Origin of the sequence: Paenibacillus sp. FSL H7-0714 (assembly GCF_038003765.1) — a bacterium.
Taxonomy (GTDB): domain Bacteria; phylum Bacillota; class Bacilli; order Paenibacillales; family Paenibacillaceae; genus Paenibacillus_AQ.
In genome coordinates this window covers 2,762,812-2,784,902 of record NZ_JBBOPT010000001.1, presented here as the reverse complement: position 1 = coordinate 2,784,902, position 22,091 = coordinate 2,762,812, and the positions used below count along the sequence as shown (strand labels likewise).

Annotated in this window: 32 protein-coding genes, 1 tRNA gene and 1 pseudogene; 5 read left to right on the top strand and 29 right to left on the bottom strand. The window is 44.2% G+C overall.

Annotated features, from left to right (window positions below; all coding sequences use genetic code 11):
* Positions 1-191 precede the first annotated feature (191 nt).
* Complete coding sequence (locus tag NST34_RS12310) at positions 192-1,481, bottom strand: MFS transporter (protein WP_076299471.1); 1,290 nt, start codon at positions 1,479-1,481, stop codon at positions 192-194.
* 96 nt (positions 1,482-1,577) lie between these two features.
* On the opposite strand from NST34_RS12310, the gene NST34_RS12305 reads away from it, so the two are divergent.
* Positions 1,578-3,053 carry an aminotransferase class I/II-fold pyridoxal phosphate-dependent enzyme gene (locus NST34_RS12305; protein ID WP_042126789.1) on the top strand — a complete coding sequence of 492 codons (1,476 nt, stop codon included), beginning with the start codon at positions 1,578-1,580 and terminating at the stop codon, positions 3,051-3,053.
* 130 nt (positions 3,054-3,183) lie between these two features.
* Here the strand turns inward: NST34_RS12305 and NST34_RS12300 are convergent, their stop codons facing one another.
* The gene (locus tag NST34_RS12300; RefSeq protein WP_042187300.1) at positions 3,184-3,495 is read right to left on the bottom strand and encodes a DUF1292 domain-containing protein; all 312 of its coding nucleotides are present in this window, start codon (positions 3,493-3,495) and stop codon (positions 3,184-3,186) included.
* An 80-nt stretch (positions 3,496-3,575) separates the two neighbouring features.
* Complete coding sequence (locus NST34_RS12295) at positions 3,576-4,130, bottom strand: copper amine oxidase (protein ID WP_042187298.1); 555 nt, start codon at positions 4,128-4,130, stop codon at positions 3,576-3,578.
* A gap of 164 nt (positions 4,131-4,294) precedes the next feature.
* On the opposite strand from NST34_RS12295, the gene NST34_RS12290 reads away from it, so the two are divergent.
* Positions 4,295-5,032, top strand: coding sequence for an MBL fold metallo-hydrolase (locus tag NST34_RS12290; protein WP_341127913.1), 738 nt, complete (start codon positions 4,295-4,297; stop codon positions 5,030-5,032).
* A gap of 64 nt (positions 5,033-5,096) precedes the next feature.
* Here the strand turns inward: NST34_RS12290 and NST34_RS12285 are convergent, their stop codons facing one another.
* The 4 genes from NST34_RS12285 to NST34_RS12270 all read right to left on the bottom strand — a co-directional run bounded on the left by NST34_RS12285 (position 5,097) and on the right by NST34_RS12270 (position 7,366).
* The gene (locus NST34_RS12285; protein ID WP_042187294.1) at positions 5,097-5,336 is read right to left on the bottom strand and encodes a DUF3892 domain-containing protein; all 240 of its coding nucleotides are present in this window, start codon (positions 5,334-5,336) and stop codon (positions 5,097-5,099) included.
* An 85-nt stretch (positions 5,337-5,421) separates the two neighbouring features.
* Entirely contained in the window at positions 5,422-5,865 is a 444-nt protein-coding gene (locus NST34_RS12280) for a GNAT family N-acetyltransferase (protein WP_042187292.1), read from the bottom strand.
* A 107-nt stretch (positions 5,866-5,972) separates the two neighbouring features.
* Complete coding sequence (locus tag NST34_RS12275; protein ID WP_076282950.1) at positions 5,973-6,185, bottom strand: hypothetical protein; 213 nt, start codon at positions 6,183-6,185, stop codon at positions 5,973-5,975.
* A gap of 104 nt (positions 6,186-6,289) precedes the next feature.
* A complete protein-coding gene (locus tag NST34_RS12270) occupies positions 6,290-7,366 on the bottom strand; it encodes a site-2 protease family protein (protein ID WP_076299473.1) in 1,077 nt (358 codons plus the stop codon).
* A 328-nt stretch (positions 7,367-7,694) separates the two neighbouring features.
* On the opposite strand from NST34_RS12270, the gene NST34_RS12265 reads away from it, so the two are divergent.
* The gene (locus tag NST34_RS12265; protein WP_042187286.1) at positions 7,695-7,997 is read left to right on the top strand and encodes a hypothetical protein; all 303 of its coding nucleotides are present in this window, start codon (positions 7,695-7,697) and stop codon (positions 7,995-7,997) included.
* A gap of 131 nt (positions 7,998-8,128) precedes the next feature.
* A tRNA-Val gene (locus NST34_RS12260) sits at positions 8,129-8,200 on the top strand.
* Positions 8,201-8,339: 139 nt separating this feature from the next.
* Here the strand turns inward: NST34_RS12260 and NST34_RS12255 are convergent.
* Genes NST34_RS12255 through NST34_RS12245 form a run of 3 tightly spaced genes read right to left on the bottom strand, consistent with a single transcriptional unit; the run spans position 8,340 to position 9,542 of the window.
* Positions 8,340-8,531 (bottom strand): helix-turn-helix domain-containing protein, encoded by a 192-nt coding sequence (locus NST34_RS12255; RefSeq protein WP_038570242.1) that lies wholly within the window; start codon positions 8,529-8,531, stop codon positions 8,340-8,342.
* The gene (locus NST34_RS12250) at positions 8,524-8,985 is read right to left on the bottom strand and encodes an ArpU family phage packaging/lysis transcriptional regulator (RefSeq protein WP_341127912.1); all 462 of its coding nucleotides are present in this window, start codon (positions 8,983-8,985) and stop codon (positions 8,524-8,526) included. Before NST34_RS12250 ends, NST34_RS12255 begins: the two co-directional genes overlap by 8 nt.
* Before the next feature lie 56 nt (positions 8,986-9,041).
* A complete protein-coding gene (locus NST34_RS12245; protein ID WP_341127911.1) occupies positions 9,042-9,542 on the bottom strand; it encodes a hypothetical protein in 501 nt (166 codons plus the stop codon).
* A 153-nt stretch (positions 9,543-9,695) separates the two neighbouring features.
* Between NST34_RS12245 and NST34_RS12240 the strand changes: the two genes are divergently transcribed.
* A complete protein-coding gene (locus NST34_RS12240) occupies positions 9,696-9,920 on the top strand; it encodes a hypothetical protein (RefSeq protein ID WP_341127910.1) in 225 nt (74 codons plus the stop codon).
* 59 nt (positions 9,921-9,979) lie between these two features.
* On the opposite strand, the gene NST34_RS32120 is transcribed toward NST34_RS12240, so the two are convergent.
* The 19 genes and pseudogenes from NST34_RS32120 to NST34_RS12150 form a co-directional block, all read right to left on the bottom strand.
* A complete protein-coding gene (locus NST34_RS32120; protein WP_445667658.1) occupies positions 9,980-10,237 on the bottom strand; it encodes a dUTP diphosphatase in 258 nt (85 codons plus the stop codon).
* Positions 10,238-10,394: 157 nt separating this feature from the next.
* A pseudogene (locus NST34_RS32115) lies at positions 10,395-10,572 on the bottom strand (dUTP diphosphatase); the annotation flags it as partial.
* Positions 10,573-10,735: 163 nt separating this feature from the next.
* Positions 10,736-10,948, bottom strand: coding sequence for a hypothetical protein (locus tag NST34_RS12230; protein WP_341127909.1), 213 nt, complete (start codon positions 10,946-10,948; stop codon positions 10,736-10,738).
* A 241-nt stretch (positions 10,949-11,189) separates the two neighbouring features.
* Positions 11,190-13,070 (bottom strand): DNA cytosine methyltransferase, encoded by a 1,881-nt coding sequence (locus NST34_RS12225; protein WP_341127908.1) that lies wholly within the window; start codon positions 13,068-13,070, stop codon positions 11,190-11,192.
* Positions 13,045-13,293 (bottom strand): zinc-finger domain-containing protein, encoded by a 249-nt coding sequence (locus NST34_RS12220; protein WP_341127907.1) that lies wholly within the window; start codon positions 13,291-13,293, stop codon positions 13,045-13,047. The genes NST34_RS12225 and NST34_RS12220 overlap by 26 nt, the downstream gene beginning before the upstream one ends.
* A gap of 34 nt (positions 13,294-13,327) precedes the next feature.
* Positions 13,328-13,492, bottom strand: a complete 165-nt coding sequence (locus NST34_RS12215; RefSeq protein ID WP_341127906.1) for a hypothetical protein — start codon at positions 13,490-13,492, stop codon at positions 13,328-13,330.
* 12 nt (positions 13,493-13,504) lie between these two features.
* Positions 13,505-14,179 (bottom strand): hypothetical protein, encoded by a 675-nt coding sequence (locus NST34_RS12210; RefSeq protein ID WP_341127905.1) that lies wholly within the window; start codon positions 14,177-14,179, stop codon positions 13,505-13,507.
* Positions 14,160-14,375: a hypothetical protein gene (locus NST34_RS12205; protein ID WP_341127904.1), complete on the bottom strand. Its 216-nt coding sequence runs from the start codon at positions 14,373-14,375 to the stop codon at positions 14,160-14,162. Before NST34_RS12205 ends, NST34_RS12210 begins: the two co-directional genes overlap by 20 nt.
* Before the next feature lie 16 nt (positions 14,376-14,391).
* Entirely contained in the window at positions 14,392-14,790 is a 399-nt protein-coding gene (locus NST34_RS12200) for a hypothetical protein (RefSeq protein WP_341127903.1), read from the bottom strand.
* Positions 14,762-16,102: a replicative DNA helicase gene (locus NST34_RS12195; protein WP_341127902.1), complete on the bottom strand. Its 1,341-nt coding sequence runs from the start codon at positions 16,100-16,102 to the stop codon at positions 14,762-14,764. The genes NST34_RS12200 and NST34_RS12195 overlap by 29 nt, the downstream gene beginning before the upstream one ends.
* Positions 16,092-16,460, bottom strand: a complete 369-nt coding sequence (locus NST34_RS12190; RefSeq protein WP_341127901.1) for a replicative helicase loader/inhibitor — start codon at positions 16,458-16,460, stop codon at positions 16,092-16,094. Before NST34_RS12190 ends, NST34_RS12195 begins: the two co-directional genes overlap by 11 nt.
* Positions 16,405-17,214, bottom strand: a complete 810-nt coding sequence (locus NST34_RS12185; RefSeq protein WP_341127900.1) for a replication protein — start codon at positions 17,212-17,214, stop codon at positions 16,405-16,407. The genes NST34_RS12190 and NST34_RS12185 overlap by 56 nt, the downstream gene beginning before the upstream one ends.
* A gap of 53 nt (positions 17,215-17,267) precedes the next feature.
* Positions 17,268-18,020 (bottom strand): MBL fold metallo-hydrolase, encoded by a 753-nt coding sequence (locus tag NST34_RS12180; RefSeq protein ID WP_341127899.1) that lies wholly within the window; start codon positions 18,018-18,020, stop codon positions 17,268-17,270.
* A complete protein-coding gene (locus tag NST34_RS12175; protein WP_341127898.1) occupies positions 18,010-18,378 on the bottom strand; it encodes a hypothetical protein in 369 nt (122 codons plus the stop codon). The genes NST34_RS12180 and NST34_RS12175 overlap by 11 nt, the downstream gene beginning before the upstream one ends.
* Positions 18,375-18,593 carry a hypothetical protein gene (locus tag NST34_RS12170; RefSeq protein WP_341127897.1) on the bottom strand — a complete coding sequence of 73 codons (219 nt, stop codon included), beginning with the start codon at positions 18,591-18,593 and terminating at the stop codon, positions 18,375-18,377. The genes NST34_RS12175 and NST34_RS12170 overlap by 4 nt, the downstream gene beginning before the upstream one ends.
* A gap of 137 nt (positions 18,594-18,730) precedes the next feature.
* A complete protein-coding gene (locus NST34_RS12165) occupies positions 18,731-19,702 on the bottom strand; it encodes a recombinase RecT (protein WP_341124191.1) in 972 nt (323 codons plus the stop codon).
* A gap of 14 nt (positions 19,703-19,716) precedes the next feature.
* Entirely contained in the window at positions 19,717-21,264 is a 1,548-nt protein-coding gene (locus NST34_RS12160; protein WP_341127896.1) for an AAA family ATPase, read from the bottom strand.
* A 383-nt stretch (positions 21,265-21,647) separates the two neighbouring features.
* Positions 21,648-21,839, bottom strand: coding sequence for a hypothetical protein (locus NST34_RS12155; RefSeq protein WP_341127895.1), 192 nt, complete (start codon positions 21,837-21,839; stop codon positions 21,648-21,650).
* Positions 21,836-22,087, bottom strand: a complete 252-nt coding sequence (locus NST34_RS12150; protein WP_341127894.1) for a DUF7667 family protein — start codon at positions 22,085-22,087, stop codon at positions 21,836-21,838. Before NST34_RS12150 ends, NST34_RS12155 begins: the two co-directional genes overlap by 4 nt.
* Positions 22,088-22,091 lie beyond the last annotated feature (4 nt).

The following is a 22,091-nucleotide window of genomic DNA, read 5'->3' as shown; positions in this document are numbered from 1 at the left end:
TTTTGCGTTCGTCTTAGTCTTATTTTATACTTCAGTTTATGTAGCGGTAACTTGGTTTATTGACTATTTTTACCCGCAACAGACTTTCTCCAAACGCTGATTGAATTTTTATTTCTTTTAGTCCTTTTAATTCCTAAAAAAAGCCGCTGACAACTAATTCTCAGGTTGTCAGCGGCTTTTCACATCTAAGGTCAACTAGTTTTAAATTTCAACTTCGTTCTGTGTACAATTAGTAAATGCAGCCCAAAGAGCATCAACATTACAATTGCACTCATCAGAAACGGAACACCGTGACCTACATGGTCCCATAGTCTCCCTGATATCACGGGTCCTGCCACCATCCCTGAGCCTTGCAAGGTCAAGAAAAGCCCCCATACAGTCCCTCGTTCCCCTTTAGGCACTTGCTTAGCCAGAAAGGCATTCCATGCCGGGAGAATAAGCGCGTAGCTTATACCGACCAATGCCACCGCGATAAAAGCAAGCGGGAGCCAGCGTACCTGTGAGAACAGGGCAAGGGAAAAGGCGGCGAGCAAAAAGCCAATGTTCAGAAACACAGTTGTTCCTATTCGGTCTACCAGCTTGCCTGCTGGAATTAGAGCGAGCACCGTAATCCCACCACCGGCAATCAGAAGTAGGCTAAACTGATTTGGACTAACATGAAGCTCCGTACGTGCAAACAAGGTAACTACAGGCGTCATCAAGCCAATGGCAAAAGCCTGAAGAAATAAGGCCGGATATAGTAGGCGACTGACTTTAAGCGTCGTTCTGACCTGATGTAGTGTTCTTTTTATACTTTCTAACGGACTAATTTTTTTACGTTCAACGACTCCACCAAGCCCCTCCATGTCCCTAACAACTGCATGAGTGCCACTTGACGAGATTCTTTTAGGTAGAAATAGGGCAACTACAACTACTACAGCAGCACACCCTAGCAGGACCAAAAAGGCTACACGATAGCTTTGTCCACCCTGATCCATCAAAAAATTCACTACAATCGGACCGATTCCCGTTCCTGCGAGCGATGCCATCTCTACAGCACCCATAGCTGCACCACTGCTGCCGCTTTTAGTAGATCCCGCCAATTCCGTTATTCCGGTCATCACACAAGGCCAAAGCGGGGATGTCCCGATCCCAAGAATAAGACAGGCAATCGAGAGCGTAACTGCTGTTTTGGCATATATTATCATTCCAACAGCTACTAGGATCAACAACAAGGCACTTGTCATGGTCCAGCGAAATCCTATGCGCTCCATAACCCAGCCAGAAGGACTGCGGAATAGATTATCCCCCAAATACTGGAGTGCAAAGGCAAAGCCTACTACCGTAACAGATAGACCCAAAATATTCTCCATATATACGGGTAACAAAGCGACAAGTAGCGACCCTTTAACAAACTCAACTAAAAAAATAATTACCCACATCTCCATGATAAATGGCGACGTCAAACTGATATGTGTACGTTGCGCAGCTTTCGTGGACATTCTATCACATCCAAATCCTAGTATTCTGTAGATTGTTTTGTTATACTGATGCTTGCCTTAAATTTTAATATTCGCGAAAGGTTGTGACAGCATTAAATGAATCAACACCGTACTCCCCTCTTCACAGCTTTAAAAAAGCATGCCGCCGGCAATCCCGTTCAATTTCATATCCCGGGGCATAAGAAGGGGCTAGGAACCGATGCCGAATTCCGTGAGTTTATCGGCGATAACGCTCTATCCATCGATCTAATCAACATCGCACCGCTTGATGATTTACATCAGCCAACTGGAGTAATCCAGGAAGCTCAGAAGCTGGCTGCGAAGGCTTTCGGCGCCGACTATACGTATTTTAGCGTACAGGGCACGAGCAATGCCATCATGACGATGATCCTCTCTGTCTGCTCACCGGGTGATAAAATAATTGTGCCGCGCAACATTCATAAATCTGTGATGTCGGCCATTATCTTCTCCGGAGCCAAGCCTGTGTTTGTCTCGCCTGTTCAGGATGAGAATCTCGGGATAGATCACGGCATAACGACCAGTTCGCTGGAACGAGCGTTAAGGCGTCATCCAGACGCCAAAGGAGTTCTAGTAATCAATCCCACGTACTTCGGTGTATGCGCCGACCTGCGTTCGATTGTCGACCTGGCTCACCGTTACGGTGTACCCGTATTGGTGGACGAGGCACATGGAGTACTGATTCATTTTCATGAGGATCTGCCGGTATCGGCCATGCAGGCCGGAGCGGACATAGCTGCCACTAGTGTGCATAAACTTGGCGGCTCCATGACGCAAAGCTCGGTACTGAATCTTAATGCTAAGACGGGTCTGATTAACCCGCAACGGGTACAGACCATTATGAGCATGCTGACTACAACATCTACCTCATATATTTTATTAGCGTCTTTGGATACATCAAGACGTAATCTCGCGCTGAACGGTCATGAAATGGCGGAAAGAACCATCAGACTGTCCAACTACGCACGCGAAACGATCAATACGATCGAAGGCCTGTACAGCTTTGGAAAAGAGATCCTTGGGACAGAAGCTACATTTGATCATGACCCAACTAAGCTGAACATTCATGTGCGCCATTTAGGGATCACAGGATACGAAACCGAAAACTGGCTGCGCGAGAAGTACAACATCGAAGTAGAACTAAGTGACATGTATAATATTCTTTGCCTTATTACCCCAGGTGATACCCAAGAATCAGTAGATAAATTATTAGCTGCACTTCGGGTGTTGTCCGCCATTCATTACAGCAAGGGTGAAATCTACGAACTTAAGGTTCAGGTTCCAGAAATTCCACAGCTTGCTCTGATTCCAAGGGACGCTTTTTATGCGGATACGCAGTTAGTTCCATTCCGTGAATCTGCTGGCTACATTATTGCAGAGTTTATATATGTATATCCGCCTGGAATTCCTATTCTTCTCCCTGGCGAGGTTATCACTCAGGATAACATCGATTATATTATTGACCATGTGGAGATCGGACTTCCGGTTAAAGGTCCTGAAGATCGCAGCATCACGAACATAAAAGTGATTGTAGAAGCCGATCCTATTTCCTAAGATCCATTATTTTCCTAAAAAACTTCATTCATTTATACAAAAACCCGATACCATAATAAGTATCGGGTTTCTGTATATAAACATCAACTGTCATATACACAATAGAACAGCTTAATTTAGTCGCTAAAATCTATTCTTGCTGAGCAAGCAGATTGTTGTAAGCTTCTTCAACAGCTTTCCATTCTTCTTCATCTTCGATATTGTACAATACCATTTCTTCGTCTTCTTCTTCCATACGCAGAATAATGCCATCCGCTTCAGGATTTTCCTTTTCTAACAGCAGCGCGTATAGTTTCTCACCGATGTCGAAAGTTTCAACCAATACCATTTCAACATCTTCGCCCTGCTCGTTCGTCAAGGTCAGCACAAACTCCTCGTGCTCATGGTCGTGATCATGCCCGCAACCGCATGCTTCACCATGCTCATGTTTGTGATCGCTCATTGTAATACCTCACTTTGAATTGTATTATCCTACATCTGGTATACTACCACGTTAGATTAGTTCAGGTCAATTTAGAACCCTTAATTAAGAGCTGTAATTACCTTTTCTGACACAAGAACGTAATCCGCATTTTTGGAAGCTTTCATGTAGAAGCCTACCCGATATTTGCCGGTTTCTTTAAAATCATAAGTAAACTCCGAGGTCGGAAACCAGAAATTATCCTTCTGCGAGCCTTCAAGCTCCTGCGACTGAATATCCTTAACATTACCAGAGGGGTCCGTTATTGCTACTTTTACAGCTGAAACCTCTTCTGTTAAGCTATCTACCTGGGTTAATATTTTAATCTTAAGCTTGCCTACGTTTACGTTACCAAAGACCGTATTATCCTTAAAAAGAACAATATGAACATTAGGCTTAAGAATCGTCACTTTTCCAGATCCATCCCAATTCACTACCCCGCCCGCTTCTCTTGCGGGAATATATGTTTTTCCATCAATCAAATAACCGCCGTCTACAATTTCCGTCCCGTTGTTCCATACCCTGATTTTCTTACTCACAGAATCGGCGAACAATAAGGAGCCACCCATCAAGGAAAAAGCAAACACACATAAAGTGACTTTTTTCCATCTATTCATTTGAAACCCTCCAAATAATTCATGCTATTAATGTATACTTACTTTGTCTCAGCAAGTTGCGCTAATTGTAGGTAAATATTTCATTCATCTTCCGAAAAATGATATTATGTACTTGTTCAAAGTTGATATATTAGCTAACAGCGATTTCAGGAGGGTACTTTCTTATGAGTCTGAGCCTACAAATGCTAGGAACTGGCAATGCTTTTGCAAAAAACTATTTTAACAATAATGGCTTGCTACTAGCTGATGATTATACCCTACTGATTGATTGCGGGATTACAGCCCCACTTGCCATGCATACCATCGGGAAATCCTTCCGTGACGTAAACGCTACTCTAATTACGCATATTCATGCGGACCATGTTGGAGGTCTGGAAGAGCTAGCACTTACACTAAAGCACGTATACGGGAAAACTATGAGATTAAATTTACCTGAGACGCTTGTTGAGCCACTTTGGAACAACACCTTAAAGGGTGGATTATATCAAAAAGATGCAGTAGCCTCCCTGACCGATATCTTCGAGGTTAAACCTATGAAACCCGGAATTACGTACAAGCTCGCTCCTTCTCTTACGCTCGAGATCATACATACGCCGCATATTCCTGGCAAAGATAGCTATTCCCTTCTAATAAATAATGAGATTTTCTACAGCGCGGACATGACTTTTCAGCCGGATCTACTTATACGCCTTGTCCGTGAGCACGGCATCCGTATGATTCTGCATGACTGTCAGCTTGGTGGATCAGGTGTTGTTCACACCACACTGGAGGAGTTAATGTCATTACCTGAAGATGTTCGACGTATCATCAAGCTCATGCATTATAGCGATGAACAACCTCAATTCGTCGGGCTTACTGGAGAGATGGAGTTTATTGAGCAGCATGTAATTTATAAACTCTGATTATGATTAAAAAAAGACCGTACATTGACGTCCGATGACGTATGTACGGTCTTTGCCTTTAGAACTATGAGAAACTCGGAAGATTATCCAAATTGTTGGTTGGATCCCCATCCGCGTCGCCGCGAATATAAGTTCCTCCGTCTTTACCTTTAAAAGCATTCACTCCGGCAATATTTCCGGCCTGTACTTCTTGAAGCGCTTGATCATACGCCAGGACACGTCCTGTAGAGGTCTGGAAACTGGTTAAATCTCCGTCTCCATTTTTCTGTACAGCTACGAAACTTTCGCGTTCGTTATTTGGCACTTCAGCTCGCCCCTTGCGCTTGGATTTGCCATCATATGGCACATCCTAGCTTGCTTCATGGAACGGTAAATTATGTGCACTATTTTTAAAGAGTTTTCTGCATCCGTACATGTAGAATACCTGCGTCATAAAAAGGTTCCGTAGAAATCACTTCATATCCTAGCTTCTTGTAGAAATTCTCAGCTTGGCACTGTGCATCAAGAATCGAAGCTTCCAGTCCAAGCTCCCGAGCAAGCTCTTCCATAGCTAGCAACAGAACACGTCCGTATCCTTTGACTCGATAATCTTTCAGTACGGCGATACGCTGCATTTTGGCTGTACCTGCTTTGTAATAAATCAATCTTCCCGTAGCCACAGGTACACCTTCATCTATAATTAGAATATGGTGCGCATTCGGACCGATAACATCGTATTCATCAATTTCTTCCTCAGCCGGTACCATTTGTTCCTCTACAAATACTTTGGTACGAATATCCAGCCCCATTTGAAGCTGTTCCTCTGTAGTTACCCGTAAGATTTCTGCCGCCATGTTAGTCCCAAACTCCTCTCTCTATGTATCCAACGATAGTTGTCTATTATATAAAAATTCGACTAGAAAGAAAAGCCTGAGCATGAGAAATCGTCTTCTACGCTGCTCTAATCTGCAGAATATACTTCTTCAGGAATCGAACGATTGTATGTGTCTTGCATCACTGGTGACAATGGAGGGTACTGACCTTTTGGCTTTCCATCTAGGTTGGTCATTTCTTTGATTTCCATGACTTTTGTTGGCTTCGCCTCGGAACATCCTCCCAAAACCATCAGTAACAGCAAACAAACGCCGACTTCCCATTTCAAAAATTTAGGCATGGTTTTACTCCTTTCACCGTTCAACTGCGGTTATTCTCATTACAGCTTTGACGGTTCATGAGTTTTATAAACCATTGGATCACTTCATTGCCCGATTCTAACCCTTATAGATTCACATTTCCAACGACATGGACCATGTACATCATTCCTGCCAGAAAGCCAGCTAATACAAAATAAGCGATACCGTATTTCCAGCGTGAGCTAACCGGCACATCGTAATACTTATCGTTCTCGTAGACCGAATAGCTGATATCACAATTCATCTTAAGATGAAGCCCATTCTCTAAGGTCACAGGCTCTAGCTGCGAGATACGTACCTTTTCAATGATGCATTGTTGCGGAAGCGTAGCTCTACCAATATAGTTCAGTTGATCCCATCTCACCCCTACATACTGCTGTCTTTCCAAATCACTGTAAGTAGTAAAAGGTAAATCTCTTCTATGCTCTGGTCCTGGAATCATGTAGCCTGCATCTCTAAGTGGCTCTACTGGAATTAAGAAACTCTTCGTTACAGAATAAAGGCGATTGTTAGTGCGTCTCTTCACATATTTGTTATACAGATCGTAAGCAAATAACGCCCAAATAATAAAGAACAAGATCGAACGCATATAGATGATGATGGCTAAACCACCCACGAGCCCCACAAGCCACAGCCAGCGCGTCACCGCGGTTGCAATACGGCCACCGTCAAGCGGGTGAATCGGCAGCAGATTGATCAGATTAAGTAAAAAACCTATGTAAGCCAAGGAATAGAGAAGTGGACTATCCATGTAATAAGCCGCCCCAAAAACGGCTGTAGCCCCAATGGTTCCTAAGATCGGACCTCCAAAAGCAATATAAGCTTCCGTCTGGGCATCCAGCGGCTGTTTTTTCATTGTAATTAAAGCTCCCAAAAACGGTATAAATAGTGGAGCGCTGACTGGAAGCCCGATCCGTTTCGCTGCTATTACATGTCCTAATTCATGGACTAGCAAGAGCAGGACAAAGCCCACGGCAAACCCCCACGGGTAAATCAAAGCATAAGCCCATATTGAAATCATCATTGATATTAACGGCCCGGCAATTTTACCTATTTTCAGAAGAGACAAAATCGCCTTTCCTTTAAACAGGAGCATCGCCGCCCCGCCCCCCAACCATTTCCATGGCGTGGAAGAATTCTTTTTCTGCTCATTTTGCGGCAAGATCTCAAGCTCCTTTTTCTTTCAATTTTTATCTAACTGCTGTACATTACCCTCCATTTTATCATAAGTGCTTAAGGAGTATTTCCATAAAAAAGCACTCGGCTAAGTATACGACGCAACTTTTAGAATCGTTTCAAGGTCAAACAAACAGATAATGGATAATTTTCACTATTATTTAAGGGAAGAAAGTGATTCCGCTCCAATACACAACCACCACCTCACACAAAATAACCCAAATTTTATGGTTACCTTATGGGCTAACGCCGTGAACGTTATAGGCTACGAACCATAAACTGTTATCAGGGTTATTCAATTGAGGAGGTTATTTATGGATACAAATGCAAATTTACATCAACAGGTCAGTTGGAATTGTATGAACAAATACGTTGGTATTACAACGACTGACGGTCAGTCCTTTGATGGCTTTATTGCCCATGTAGATCAAAACTATGTTACTCTTGCGGTTCCTAGCAACGAAATGGTAGAACGTTTAAACGGAATGCCTACACACGAATCGGCGTATAGACAATTTGGTTTCCGGCCTGGCTTTTTCCCAAGACGTCGCTTCTTTCCACGACGCATCCCTTTTTTCGGTATAAGCGATATATTTCTACTCCCGTTCTTTATCTGACGTGGCTCATGGGGATGGAGCGGCATCCCCTTTTCTTATTATTTTAAAGACTATGTAAACTATCATCCCTATAGATTGTAAAAAAAGAATTGCCATCCTACTCTATCGTATGGTATTATGAAATTCGTCGCAGGACGGTAGCTCAGCGGGAGAGCACTATCTTGACAGGGTAGGGGTCATGGGTTCGAACCCCATCCGTCCTATACTGAAAAAGCCTTATTATATAAGGCTTTTTCTTTTGTTTAGGGATGTTTAGGTTTTGAGTAAAATACGAATTGGTGCCATTATGGTGCCCTGTAGTTGACTAAAGCAAAAGTGGTGCCATAATCGGCACCACTTTTTCTATCCTTGTAACCATTTAAGAAATACATCTTTTGAGACTTTTATCATCTTACCTACCCGCACGATATGAAATTGACCCGAGTTTAATAGTTCATATGTTTGACGCTCACCTATACCAAGTATTTGTTGTATTTCCTTCGCTGTAAGTACAGAGGGATAATCAGAAGTAGTCTTATACATTTGTTCAACCATCTTTTTCTTCCTCCTTCTCGATCACTAGATTCAAATCCAAAGCCAGCTTATAAAAAGCCTTCCAACGTATCTTGCTATATGTTCCCGAGCTAATCGGCGGCTGAAATTTAAAATTATACACTTTCTCATGAGTAATATAATCATGCTCTGTTGTCATATATCGTTCTTTAATCAAGAACCCTTCCATCTTTGGCATGCGATTCACCACTCGTTCTATCCGTTCACAAAAGTTCTTTCGGTGTGCTTGAGTATCTACATTATGAATAGCTATGTTGGAGGTCTGATCAGTTGTAACTCCAGTAAATCCTTTTGGGGAGTCTGACCAAGCTGCGGTTGTCGCTGCCTCTCTCTCCTCGAAAGACAAAAACTTAAATATCCTATATTTTTCAAGAGCCGCCTCAACGGCAGCTTGCGTCTGTTCTCTATCTATCTCAGGCAAAAAACTCTGTTGCACTGGGCAATCACCCCTTTATTAAGAATCCCCCGACCAAAGCCGGGGCGTGTACCATCTTAGAACGGCAGATCATCGTCACCTTCAGGTATCGGCGGACCGTTTTCACCAGCGGCAGCGATCTCCTCAATGGTGAGTTGATCTTTGTCTTCCAGTTCAATCGTACCGTCTGGATTAACCTTGCCTCGTACTCCCTCTCTTGGCTCTTCATGATCCTCTTCGTCGTCATCACCTCGGAACTCTTCAATGCTCATTTGAGATTCAGCGATTTCCAAGACTACATCTGATCCGGCCTTCCGATAGAATTCATAGGAGTTTTCAGAGGATGTATCGCCCTTGACAATGAACTCCAGTACTGTCTTCTTGGCATCCTTCGTGCTCTTGCTGAACTCCGTGGTCAATGCCTGCTCAACACCGTCAATACTCAATACAACTACCGATCTCGTCATTGCATTGAGTTCTGGCTTCTTCTCGTCTTCGCCCTTTACGTGGAACTGTACAAGTTCCTTTTTTGAATCCTTCGTTTGCTTATTGAAATGTGCTGCTATTTGAATTTTCATAGTAAAATATCTCTCCTCGCAAATTTTTTTTAGGCTCCGCGTGGGCGCGCCTCATCGTTCCGCATACACCTCTCAGATGTCTGTAGTGACTTGATTGTGGGTTATTTTTTGAGTATAAATAAATAGAATTCAATATGATTAGGAGGAAACGGCATGGCTAAACGTACCGAAGCTATTCAAAAAACGAAGACTCAACTGAGCAAAATGAAACCACAGCAATTACTAGTAATCGGATCTCACAGAAGAACTTATGCTAATCTCCTAACTTTTGTTGATCTTTTGGAGACCGCAACAAATTGTAATGGACAATTTGGTGGGTTCGATGAAAAGGCGCACTCACACGATACAGTTTTGGCTACATGGGCAGGAATTAGGTAGAAGATGTGCGGGCTACTTTCTATGTTTTCGTAGCCCGCCTTTTATTATTTGTTCATCCCTCAATATCCGTTGGATTGACGTTCATGGTTTACTTGGTTCTTGGCTGCATAGGCTTCTGAGATCTGCTCGAAGGTAAATCCTAGTCGTTGCTCCCCGAGGCTATAAAAGACGAATAGAGCCGACCGGAAATGTTCACGTTGAAACTCAGCGTTATCATTAGGAGGTGTTGCTAGCAACTTGTCTCCGAGAATCAACCCAACATTGTGCAATAAATCCGTAAATAAGATTGCTGTTTCTGCTTCAACCACATCTTCCATTACATACAGATCATCAGCTGGAAGTTCGAGCTGTGCGCGATACTCAGAAAGAAATGTAGACAATCCACGTATTCTTCAATTAAAGGATAAGTTACATATTCGAATGGTCCGCCCGGATTTGCAAAAGCGATTGAATATTTCTCTCGGCGTGGCTCCTGGTCATTGCTCCAATGCTTGAATCCGCGCCATTCATTTGCTAGTTCTCCGATTTCTACCTGAAGAGCTAAGACTGTGTTCGGCAGCAGGTCAACACCTTCAAGATCCTTTTCTTTGATGATCCGTGCATCCAATACTTTCTGCATTTCATACATTTGATTGAGTGTTAATGTGCTCATACTGGTTATGCCTCCCTATGGTATAATTATGAAAATTTCAAGAGGTGATAATTAATGAATCGCAAGGTACTAATCTGGCTCGGTATAGTAACAGTTGCTCTATTAATTCTCTTTTTCATTGGACTCAACTATATGTTTTATTATTCGGGGAAGTAGAGGATGGTTAACCCTCCACCTTCTTCAGATATTCAGTCGCAAACCCACCACTAAAGCCTTCAAGCAACACTACCTCTGATCCGCACAAGTCCCACGGTTCCGATTTCACCGTCCATACCTTATCCTTGTATTTTTCCTTCCGAGCTTCGTAACATGCATGCATCATTACTTTGTCTTCCGGTTTCAGTCCTGATTTTTTGAACTTTGGTTGTTTTGCCATTTCGTTTATCTCCTTATGGGCTATGCTTTAAAATATTTATTTCTCTCCCCAACCAAATTGATAGATACAGCGATAGTTAGTGTGACCATGGAAATTACCCATGGATCTCACATTGTCAGGGAGAGTTTAAATGAATAATAAAATTACTCAAATTATTAAATGGATCGAAGGACACCCAAGAACCGTGGCTCTAATAAAGGACGCCACTAAAGCTGCGTGGAGAATTTTTATTTGGTTCAACTTATAGGCTAAACTCCATCTGTCCAACTGCTGACTTATATCGTTCAAGTGAGAACAACTTCCCAGCGCCTACGCACATTTCTGGAAGATTAGCCTTAACCAGTGCTTTAGCAAAGGGTGGAGGTACAGCATTTCCACAACGGGCAACCTGTGCGCTTTTTGAATAACGCTTGCCGTCGGCATCCACATTAATGATGTAATTGGATGGGAATCCTTGAGCTGCGAATAGTTCATGAGGCTCAAGCATTCTCATTCCAATGTCTATAATTTGATATTCCACACCGTGGATTGTGATAAGCCCAAATCTATCTTTGGTAACTACCGTTTGCAAGGGATCTGATAGATCCTGTCCTACGCTAGAACCGTAATAAGCAATCAGGAAGGCTCTAACCTCTCCGATATGCAACCCTCCAGCTGTCACTGTGTGAACTGGTTCATCTGTTGCATGTCCGATATTAGTTCCCCGTAACTTGACCATGTGGCTTGTAACTAAAGCACTCTTTCCACCTCCGCCAGCTGTCACTGTTCCGATCGGATCATCCATCGCACTACCAACTGACTCTCCGAAATGACGTGCAACGTGAGCTGTAACGATGGCATTATGATCCACCGTTGTGACAGTGGAAAGCGGTTCGTCTACTGCGTTACCCGGTCCTTTATATCCGCCACCGTAGTGCTTAATCAAGCAAGCTGCGGCAAGAGCAAACTTATTACCTCCAGCTGTGACGGTTCCGACTGGCTTATCAAGGTCTAGAACTCGGCGCCCTTCCGGATCTCCATAACCCATTTGAATCAGTGTAGGACTAACCAGCATATGATGACTTCCAGTTGTTATCGTCCTGAGTGGTTCATGTGGTGGACTTCCGGGATGACCGGTAGTATTGACCCCCAAAATCGGAGTCACAAGCAAGTGTTCTGCTTTGGTAGTGATTGTAGTTAATGGATCTTCCACTTCGTATTGCAGGCGGTCACCACCAAATCCAGTCTGTCCAATCCGAGCAATATAAGGAGTCACTACACCCCAACCATTCTTTGACGTGATGGTTTTAAATGGCTCTTCGATAGAATCGCAATAATGATGATTAGATCCACTATGATTCACCCGCACTATAAACGGATTAGCATTATTGATTACAAACTTCTGAATGCCCCGAGCGATTCGACGTAAAGTGTTATCTGCCAATGGCTTTTTACGTTCAAATATGGATGGGCAAGGAAGAGACCAATCTATGATCTCGGCAGCCGTTCTCCATGGATTACGCTTGCCGGCTAACACTTCCGGACTGTCCGGTGCTCCGTGCGTGGGCTCCGGCCAGACTATAGGGAGACCATCGCGGCGAGCTATTAGAAACAGTCGCTTCCGAATTGTAGGTGCTCCGTAATCACACGCTCTCAGCTCGCGCCATTCCACGTTATATCCTTGACGGCGTAACGCATTGACGAAGCAGTTAAATGTCCGTCCCTTTTGGTCAGGATCTGGGTAACCATTTTTCATCAATGGACCCCATGTTTTGAATTCCTCAACGTTCTCCAACATGATCACTCTTGGCCGGACGGTAGCTGCCCATCTTACTGCGATCCATGCAAGCCCTCGAATGGTCTTTTCTACAGGTTTTCCACCCTTGGCTTTACTGAAGTGCTTGCAGTCTGGTGATAACCAAACCAATCCTACAGGGCGACCTGCTGCAATCTCTCGGGGATCTACATCCCAAACCGATTCGCAGTAATGCTCTGTCTCAGGGTGATTTGCTCGGTGCATAGCTATAGCTGCAGGATCATGGTTAATGGCTATGTCCACGCTCCGTCCAGTTGCGAGCTCTATTCCTGTTGAAGCACCGCCGCCCCCAGCGAAGTTATCAACTATGATCTCTTTCACTCGCATTCGTCCTTCCCCTCGCATTTTTGCTCTTGTATTTCCGCATTGGTCCGCCAAAGTAGCTACTTAGATCCTGCAACTCCTTGCCCACCGGACAATCGTTAATACAGTAGGTTTGTAGCAGGCCGTATTTAGTACCAGCATCGTTTATCTTCTCGCGACGATCACAATTGCGGCATTGCTGCTCGATTATGTCGCCCACTGCATACGTTGCTCCAAGGCGGTTCATACCCTTTGCCCAGCCTTATGCCGCCATATTGTATTCATCTTGGATACACCGCCTTGATAATGTGATTGACCTTACTCTTGGGTCTTTCCCGCCGCCGCTGGATCTCAGCAAGAGCATTGCGTTTATAAATAGGTGCAGCCCCGTCATCGTTATAGGCAATCTCGTAAAGCTGTCCAAGCGTTGCTTTTTTCCAATTCACCCCTGCACCTCCCTAAAATAAGAACTGTTGTTCCTTCAAATGGATGTGACTACCCGCCGCCACAGGCTTCCCTGGGCGTTTGTTCGTTTGTGATTTAGGTTTCTTCTTCTTTGGTGGCTTTACTGTTGGGCTGATAATCGCCTGTATGACTTCCTGCTGATACGGTTCATATGAGTTCAATTCCTGACCGTTTTGGACCCTATATACCGCTTCAGCGATCTTTGCCATGATATAGGCATCAGTTACGTTGTCGCTCTTGTGAGAGTATCCGAAGTGGCTTAGAACACCAGCAGCTACATGAGCTTTCTTCTCGGATCCTTCCAGACGCCTCTTCTTACCAGCCTCGATTATCCACCCAGTAACACCAACATATTTTTTGACCGTGTTCGGCATTAGGAATACCGGCTTTATCTTCCGACGGTGGATCATATAGCGCAGAACCCCATGTATCATTCCTGTTGTGATTCCTCTCTGAGTTCCCGGTGCAGCATTCTCCATTACTGCAATATCACCCGGCTGCAGGTGGTTGTATAGGCTGTGTCCAAGGTTTGCTAGTTGCTCCTCAGATATTCCCCCGGGAACCGTCTTTCCTGTTCCTCGTAGGTCTTCTTCAACCAAAACATTCCCCTCTTCATCCAGCGCCACAAATCCGGTTGTAGTGGCTGGATCAATTCCTAGAAATCGCATACCCCCACTCCTTCCGACTCCAAGGAATCAAGTACATGATGCTCAAGTAATTAACTCGCGCCGCATAAGCGATCCGCTTTTTATAATAGAGTTCTGTTTCCTTTTTTACTGCCTCGAAGTGTTCCTGACACAATGGTACAAGTGCCCATGTATGTGTAGCTACTGAACGGTAATCAGAACATTTACAGTGTTCCATTTACTTATTCCTCCTTTCAATCGTCCAGCCAAGCTGAGAGATTAACCACAGTCTTTGGCTTCTCATTTTGGGATGCTATTGCCTTCACTGGCGGCGTTTTTGGCTCAGGCGGTGTACTTATGACTGGTGTTTCTATTGGCGTTGTATCAGTCTCAGATTCGCTAGTGATCGGTTCGTGCTCTTGAACTGCCCAACCGAGAATCTTATAGATGTCCCATAGACCAGGAAACAGTTGAACCAACTCACCGCGTCGATATTCCAGTAATCTCTGTTCAACAAAATCATAAGTCCGCTGAAGCTTAGCCTTTTCCTCCGGATCAATAAGAGGGTCTTCCAAGATCACCGCTTTCTCTACTAGCCAGCCGAGTGATTTTTGATACCCTGCCTCATCGGTTATTCTTCCGTTGCTGCTCATGTGCTTTCACCTTCTCCGCCAGCTTGTATTTATCATCAGGCGTTAAATTTACGAATCTACCAATATCCATTAAGAAGGCCATTTCAAAGGTTCCCGTTCCAATATCACGACCTTTGGCAACGATGAATTCCACAATGCCTTTCTTTGGGGTATCTGCGTTGTAATAGTCATCCCGGTAAAGGAAGACCACTACATCAGCGTCAGACTCAATGTTTCCCGACTCTCTCAAATCCGACATCATAGGTCGTTTATCCGGTCGCTCTTCACATTTCCGACCAACTGCTGAAATAGCAACCACACAGACATCAAGTTCCTTAGCGATTCCCTTTAGTTCTTTGGTGATGTACCCAACTTTTTCAGTGTTCTTCGAAAAGTTTTGTTCCGTCTCTATGAACTGGAGGTAATCGATATATACGATGATATTAGGATGCTTTTTTCGCAGCGCTTTGACCTTTCGGCGGATGTATTCGACTGTAGCCCCATGTTTGTCATCGATGTATAAGCTACGCCCCGTGATGATAGTGATCGCTTTGCTATAGGAATCCCAGTCATTGTCTGACATCATTCCGGACTTAATCCTTTTACTCTTGATCCCTCCGACAGCAGATACAAGTCGCTCCACAACTTTCAAGGAGCTCATTTCAAGGGAAAACATTACAGCGGTCCATCCATCATCCGTCACAGCATCAATATCGTTCATGACGTATTGAGTTTTACCAATGCTGGGTCTTGCCCCCCACACCTCTAAATCACCTTTTTGGTGACCTCCGCTAAGCTGGTTGATATCTTCACAGGCCATCCTTGCTCCAGTAATCCCACTGATGCTGGCACGAGAAGCGACTGTATGAGGGTGTCCTTCCAATAAAGAAGACACATGGACAGGACCATCTTCGTCTCCTCCATGTTGCAGCTCTGCAAGCTCAACCATCTTGGCTTGTATGTCTGCTACATCCCCACCACTTGTAGCGATCTGCTTACCAAGCTCCACCAAATCAGCCTGTACCCTATCGACACGTACTGCTTTTTGATAATAGGCAAAGTTCGAGGCATGGGGAGCAGATTCTCTTAGTTTGACGAAATGAGAAATACCACCGATCTGCTGCAAGTTCTTACCCCACTTATTTGCAATTAGCACCATGTCATAAGGGTTCGAAGCTTCTTTAAAATGCTCCTTCGCATACTGAAGGACAGTGAATATCTTTCGGTTATGCTCTTCTTCGCTGAAGTCCTCTTTATTTAAATAGCAGTCGTCCATTAACTCTGGATCTTTCAGCAGAGCCCCTAGCACAGCACGCTGGGCTTCAAGGCTCATCGTCGTTCAACCTCACTTTTGTAAAGAAATTCTCAAGGTACTTACTAACACGTTCGGGCATCGGCTTTACATTTTCAGTCGCATGATACTCCATCAATTCCAATGTGGCTTGTTCTTGCTCCTGGCGTTGAATCTCGTAAATAGTCAACGGCTGATGCAAATCCTCACGGATCACATCTGCAATTCGTGGAGCAAAACGTGATGTGGCTATATGATCTCTAAGATTGCGCTGTGCTCTGTCATAAGGAATCTCTTGAAGGAATAGGTACCAGACCTGAATAACTTCATTACTAATTGCGAACTCAGGAAACGCCGTTTTGATTACCGCCAGTAAGCTGGAGGTCTCCTGATTGTTCATGTGGCATCCCTCCTCCTTGGCTGAACTGTTTCAGTAGCTCCATTTCCTCTAGCTTCTTTTGCTCTTTGGTTTTAAAGATGGGCTTTTTCTGATCCTTTTTGATCCAAACACGAAGCGTCTTATTATGATCCTTCTTGTGCTGGCTGGGTTTTTTATTGCTTTGCCATTCATCTAAAGCTTCTATCGTGTCATCCACTGTTCTTTTCCCGAATTCTTCACAGAGCTTTTCATACTGCTCTTGAGTAAGAAATACAGTGTCATGAAACTTGATCTTTTCAGAAGGGATGTCCATATCTTTTATCTCTTCTTTCTTTAAAGTTTTCTTTTTAGTTATCTTAGGTGGAGAACTCTCCCCCACTAATGGGGTACTACTCTCCACCACCATGGGGTGTGATTCTCCACCACAAAGTTTCTTTACTACTGGTGGAGAATAGTCCCCCACAATCCATTGATCATAATTTTTGTTGAAGGATAAAGTCCGTGGCCGTGCTCCATGTCCTTCTTTTATTACTAGTACAACTTTCCATTGGATCAGCTTTGCTAGTTCCACCTTCACACCTTTTATATCTGCTTCAATTGCCTCTGCAATAAAAGAGGCGGCTAATTGGTGTGACTTTCGTTTGAATCCGTAAGTGTACCGCCATACAATATCGATTATTGAACGTTGAATGCCATTAAACCGTTGCCTAGCTACTTGCTCCAAAATCTCATGAGCAATACTTGTATAGCCATTTTCAGTTTGTGGACTTGCCATTTACCTCACCTGCTTTAAAATGGTAGATCCTCGACCTGAATCTCGATTGCCATTCAAACTACCTCCAAATGATAATGAGTTCCTTCTATATATCCACGCTTCCGAAGTGCTGCTTTTACAGTCGCTTCTGCCAACGCTGGCATATTGTTAATGCTTGATAAGTGAGTAAGATAAATACGTTCACCTTTGCCTTTAATCAGCTTCTGGAGCGCCGTTGCTGTCTGCTCGTTGCTAAGGTGTCCCAAATCACTCAGCACACGATCCTGCACACTAAGCGGATAATTAGATTCTCGCACCATGTCACGATCGTGATTGGACTCAATGATATAAACACTACCTTCCATCATTTCTAGCATTTCGGAATCTACCTTCCCAGTGTCGAAGACTACGCAGGTGCGAGGTCCTTCGTCTGGCTCAATAGCGTACCCTACTGGCTCGTAAGCATCATGATGGGTTTTAAATGGGTAAAGGTGCATGCCATCCAACTCAATCATTTCGTATCGTCCGAACCGTGTTTCTGCGACCCGCTGTAATCGCATGTCTACACCGGATATGCCCTTCCACTCTCCATTAGTAGCCCATACGGGAATGTCGTACTTATTAGCGAGCGGTAAGCCTTTGATATGGTCACCATGAGCGTGAGTAATGAAGATTGCTGATATGCTGTCTGGGCGTATACCAACTTCTAGCAGGCGTTTCTCGATCTTTGTTTTTGCCACACCTGCATCAATTAGGATCGTCTTACTTGAAGATGTCAGCGCGATGCAGTTACCAGCGGAACCGGATGCTAGTATGTTAATTTCCATTCGGTTCACCCACTCTTTCTAGCCACTTTGAAGGCACAAGGTAGAATCCGGTCAAGTTTGATGCAATCAGATAAATGTCGATACATTCTGTCTTCGTTATCGCGAAAATCCATTCATCACACTCAGGGTTAAATCTATTGGCTCCGTGCTCAAATGTGGACTTGTATGCTCTCCGACGCTTACCACAGACAATACCTTCGATCGTTTTCTCAAAAGCATGCTCTGAAAGGCGGTTCAACACTATACAATCATTCTCGTCGAGCTCTTTTTGTTGGTCTTCAGTCAAGTTGTTTTCATCAATCGATTCACCAGACTTTTTATAACAGCGATTGAAAGATACCTTCTCCCCAAGCTTCATATCGCTCGCTCCTTCTTCGTCTTCTCCTGCCATTCCTTATCGAAAGTACAATTCTTTGCTGACCACTCGTAATGCCGCCTCCCGAGTACGAATGATACGAACTTACCTGACGCTTGCTCGTAGTACACTCCGTTCAGAACTTCAACTACTGGAGCGCTGAGATCAATACCGCCGAACAAGTCCATTTGCTCGATACTTTCGTGCTTTACGATCACCGCCGCCTCCTGTCAGCTCTCCATAACAGCGAGGACACACGCGCTTTAGTTTGATATATTCCTCGTGTCCCGGATTGATCTCGCTGCCACAGAACTCACAGTCTGGGCAGCGAACGTGTATTTCTACTTGCTGAACATCATTCCGGGAGATCATCGTCTTGGGCTTGAGCCGCTTGCATTTCAGCAATTTGCAGGTCCATCGTCTTGTTTAACCCAATCAGCTCAGCTAATGTAGGCTTGTCTCCTTTGATTTTTACATTGCTGGAGATATATGCAGCTATATCTTCCGGTTCAGTTATCCCAAGCTGACTAAGTTTCTTCTTCATTTCGTCTCGCGCTTGTTTCAACTTGGCTGCTTCATCAGGCTTATCTCCACCGTTGGATAGCGGCTTCCCTCCAGCAGTAATCACTTCCGGTTCTGAAACATTATTTTCAGTGGCTTCTTCTGTGATATCTCGGCGAGTAAGAGGATCATATGACGGTGCTGCAGTAGCTGCATTCATAGTTTCCATACCTTCTTCCACAACAGCGGCGATATCATATTGAGCCTTAATTGCCCGAATACCGACGTGTTTTTTGAACATATCCGGGTCAATAGTTCCGTCATCAAGCTTCCAAAAGTTCGGGTTTTTCTTGACCCATTTCCCTACCTCAGCAGCGTCCATGAGTACGATGACATTCTTTTTACCTGATCTTTTAGCAATGGCATAGGCACCAACTGCTTTGCCTCGTGGGAATTTGATTTTGTGCTTAATGGAAGTTATTAATCCCTCTTCATCTGTTTCTGCCTCGAAGTCATCTGTTTCGTTATCGCAGATAACTTGCGTGAATACTCCTTCGTATCCTTCAGACTCTTGCGCCTTGGCGTGATAGCCTTCATAAGATACACGAATATCAATGGTGTCTCCGTAAGGAATAGCAAATGCATGTTTTAAAGAAGGATCAAGTTTCATGCGGTTCATTTGGTACATGAACAGGTTGAACTGCGGGATAGACAGTTTCTTACAGAGTGTTTCTTTCATTGTCAGGAGCTCAGGCAATCCGAATTCTCCGATGGCTTGAATTTGGGAAAGGTCAACTTTCTGGATCTGCGTATCTGTTTTGCTCATATGTTATTTGCCTCCTATTTGATATCTAATTTTTGATCTTCAACTGCTTTAACAAGAATCAGCTGACCTTTTGGCTGTTTGATGCGAAACACGCTTTCGCTGTCATCCACTGCTAACGGTGCTATGATCTCACCCATCTCACTGAGGACTGCGGCTAATTCAATACCAGCATGAGCACGTTCTGAACGCGAGAGTTTACTGTATGGCTTGTTGTCACGTTCTATCTCGAATTTTGGTTCCCGTTCCCCTGTGCTTTTAATCTCCTTGAACAGGCTTATAGTAAGTGTGGTAAACATCCCCTGAACCTTTGCGGCTTGAAGTTCTGCTTCTTTTGCCTCGTATGCCTTGAGAGCATCAAGGATAAAGATGCTGTCGTTGCGGCTTGCGAGTGTATCAGTTTCCTCAGATCGTGCTTTATCCAGATCGGTTTGTAGTGGTGCGCGAATGCTTTGGGCGTGAATAGCGGTCGCAGTTACGTCTCTTAGCTTTTCAAGAGCGTTGCGTTGCTCAATCAACTCAGATACATCAATCAGCTCTACCGCTGCAAGATTTGCCTCAATTGCCTTTCGCTCTGTTACAGCCTGATCGTGTTCGGCACGAAGTGGCGCTTTACGTTCTTCTTTATTGGCTTTGACAGATTCGATAGATTCAGGATCAAGAGCCCGTTTGCATGTGGGGCATTCTTCTGAGATAACTTCACCATGAACGTTCAGATAACGTTCCTTAGCCGCTGCTACCTTCTGTTGTGCTGAGGCAAGAGAACTCTCAAGAACCATGCGTTTACGCTTTGGTTCATCTGCCAGTTCAATCTTTTGTTGTAAGGCTTCTATTTGCACGTACAGTTCGGCATCTTCTGCCTTCACTGCTTCGATATCCGTTGGTGCTTCCGTTAGTTTTAACAGTTGGCCTTCTAGCGCCTCAACTTTGCCTTGGGCCCGCTTATATGCCGTGTCCTTGTCTGCTTTGTTCTTCGTATGGATTTCTTTGAGTTGAGGTCTGGTATGTTTCTTGGTCAACTCCTGTAGCTTCGCAGCTTGCGGGTTAAGTGTGATGTCTTTAAACTTCTGTTCAGGAGCCAACCGGCTCATTTCCACAAATACTTCCTTGGCTGCTGGTGGAGTTGTAAATCTCATCATCAATTCGCGTTGCTTGCTCCAGTGCAGAGTAAAAAAGTAAGTCGGATTAAAAAGGGATAAGAACAGATCTCTATCAAACAGGGATTTAACAATTTCTTCGAAATCTCCAGCCTTTGCCGGAACCTCGTTAATGTAGTAAGTAGCCTTGTTTTTCTCAATTCCGCGACCTAGAAGGAACTGATTACCGTCCACTTCCAGCAGCAGCTCTGCCTTAACAATGTCGTATTTGTAGTTTGTCGGTGTAGGATCAAGCTTGCTGCCTAGTACATCCGTGCCGTATAATGTCCATGAAATGAGTTCGAGGATTGATGATTTCCCTTGAGCGTTGTCTCCCGTGATCTCTGTTCTCTCGCCAAAGGTAACGATGAGGTCACGGTGAGCTTTAAAATTGTGAGCTGTTGCCGATATGATTTTGATAAGTGTCATGTACTTTTTCCCTCTCTTTCATCTATTTTTGTGGTCAAAACCCCGATTTTGGCAAAAAAATAATAGACCTTCGAGATTTCACCTAATTCCAGACCTGCCAATTAAACCTTGTTCACCTCCCTTTACTCCTAGTTGATCTCCTATCTTTCGCAAACCTAGAATCACTAGGGTAGCCTATGTTCACCTTCTGAGCAGGCACATGTCCCTCTAGGTTTTTGTTTGCAGCTTGCGGATCGTATCCTATACTTTGCGGCTTTCCGTATTTACCAAACAGTTCCTTGCGTTCCATAGCGTGAGCCGTACGGCAATGATTGACTGTGATTACATCACCGTATGACCACAATTTGGATAAGGGCATCTGACTGTGCTGCAAATGATTACTGTCATACGCACACCGCCAGATGCTCCGTAGAAGAAGCCCAGATTGCGAGTACAACGTCACGATGTTTGCGGTATTCTTCTGTTGCAAGCTGCTCAGTAGCTACATCACCACGGGATTTTGCATCCTTCTGATACATGAGCCAGAAAGCCATTTCGTCACGGTGATACGTGATTTCATCTTTTGTCTCGTTCATATCAACTGCGCCTCCAATTCTTCGATTTGTTTACAGATATCCATTTGCCAATCCATTTCGTTCATTTCGTGAGCAAGGAATGCGAGTTCTTTCAAGCTGTCGAGCTTTGCTACCAACTCAAGATTCTTCATAAGTAGTGGCTTAATAAACTCCAGTTCAAGGCGGCCCATTTCGAGTTTGCCTTCTTTGTTAATGTTCATAGCTGCGATCAATGCCAACTGGCGGTGTAACGGGTGTATTGCGATCATCTAT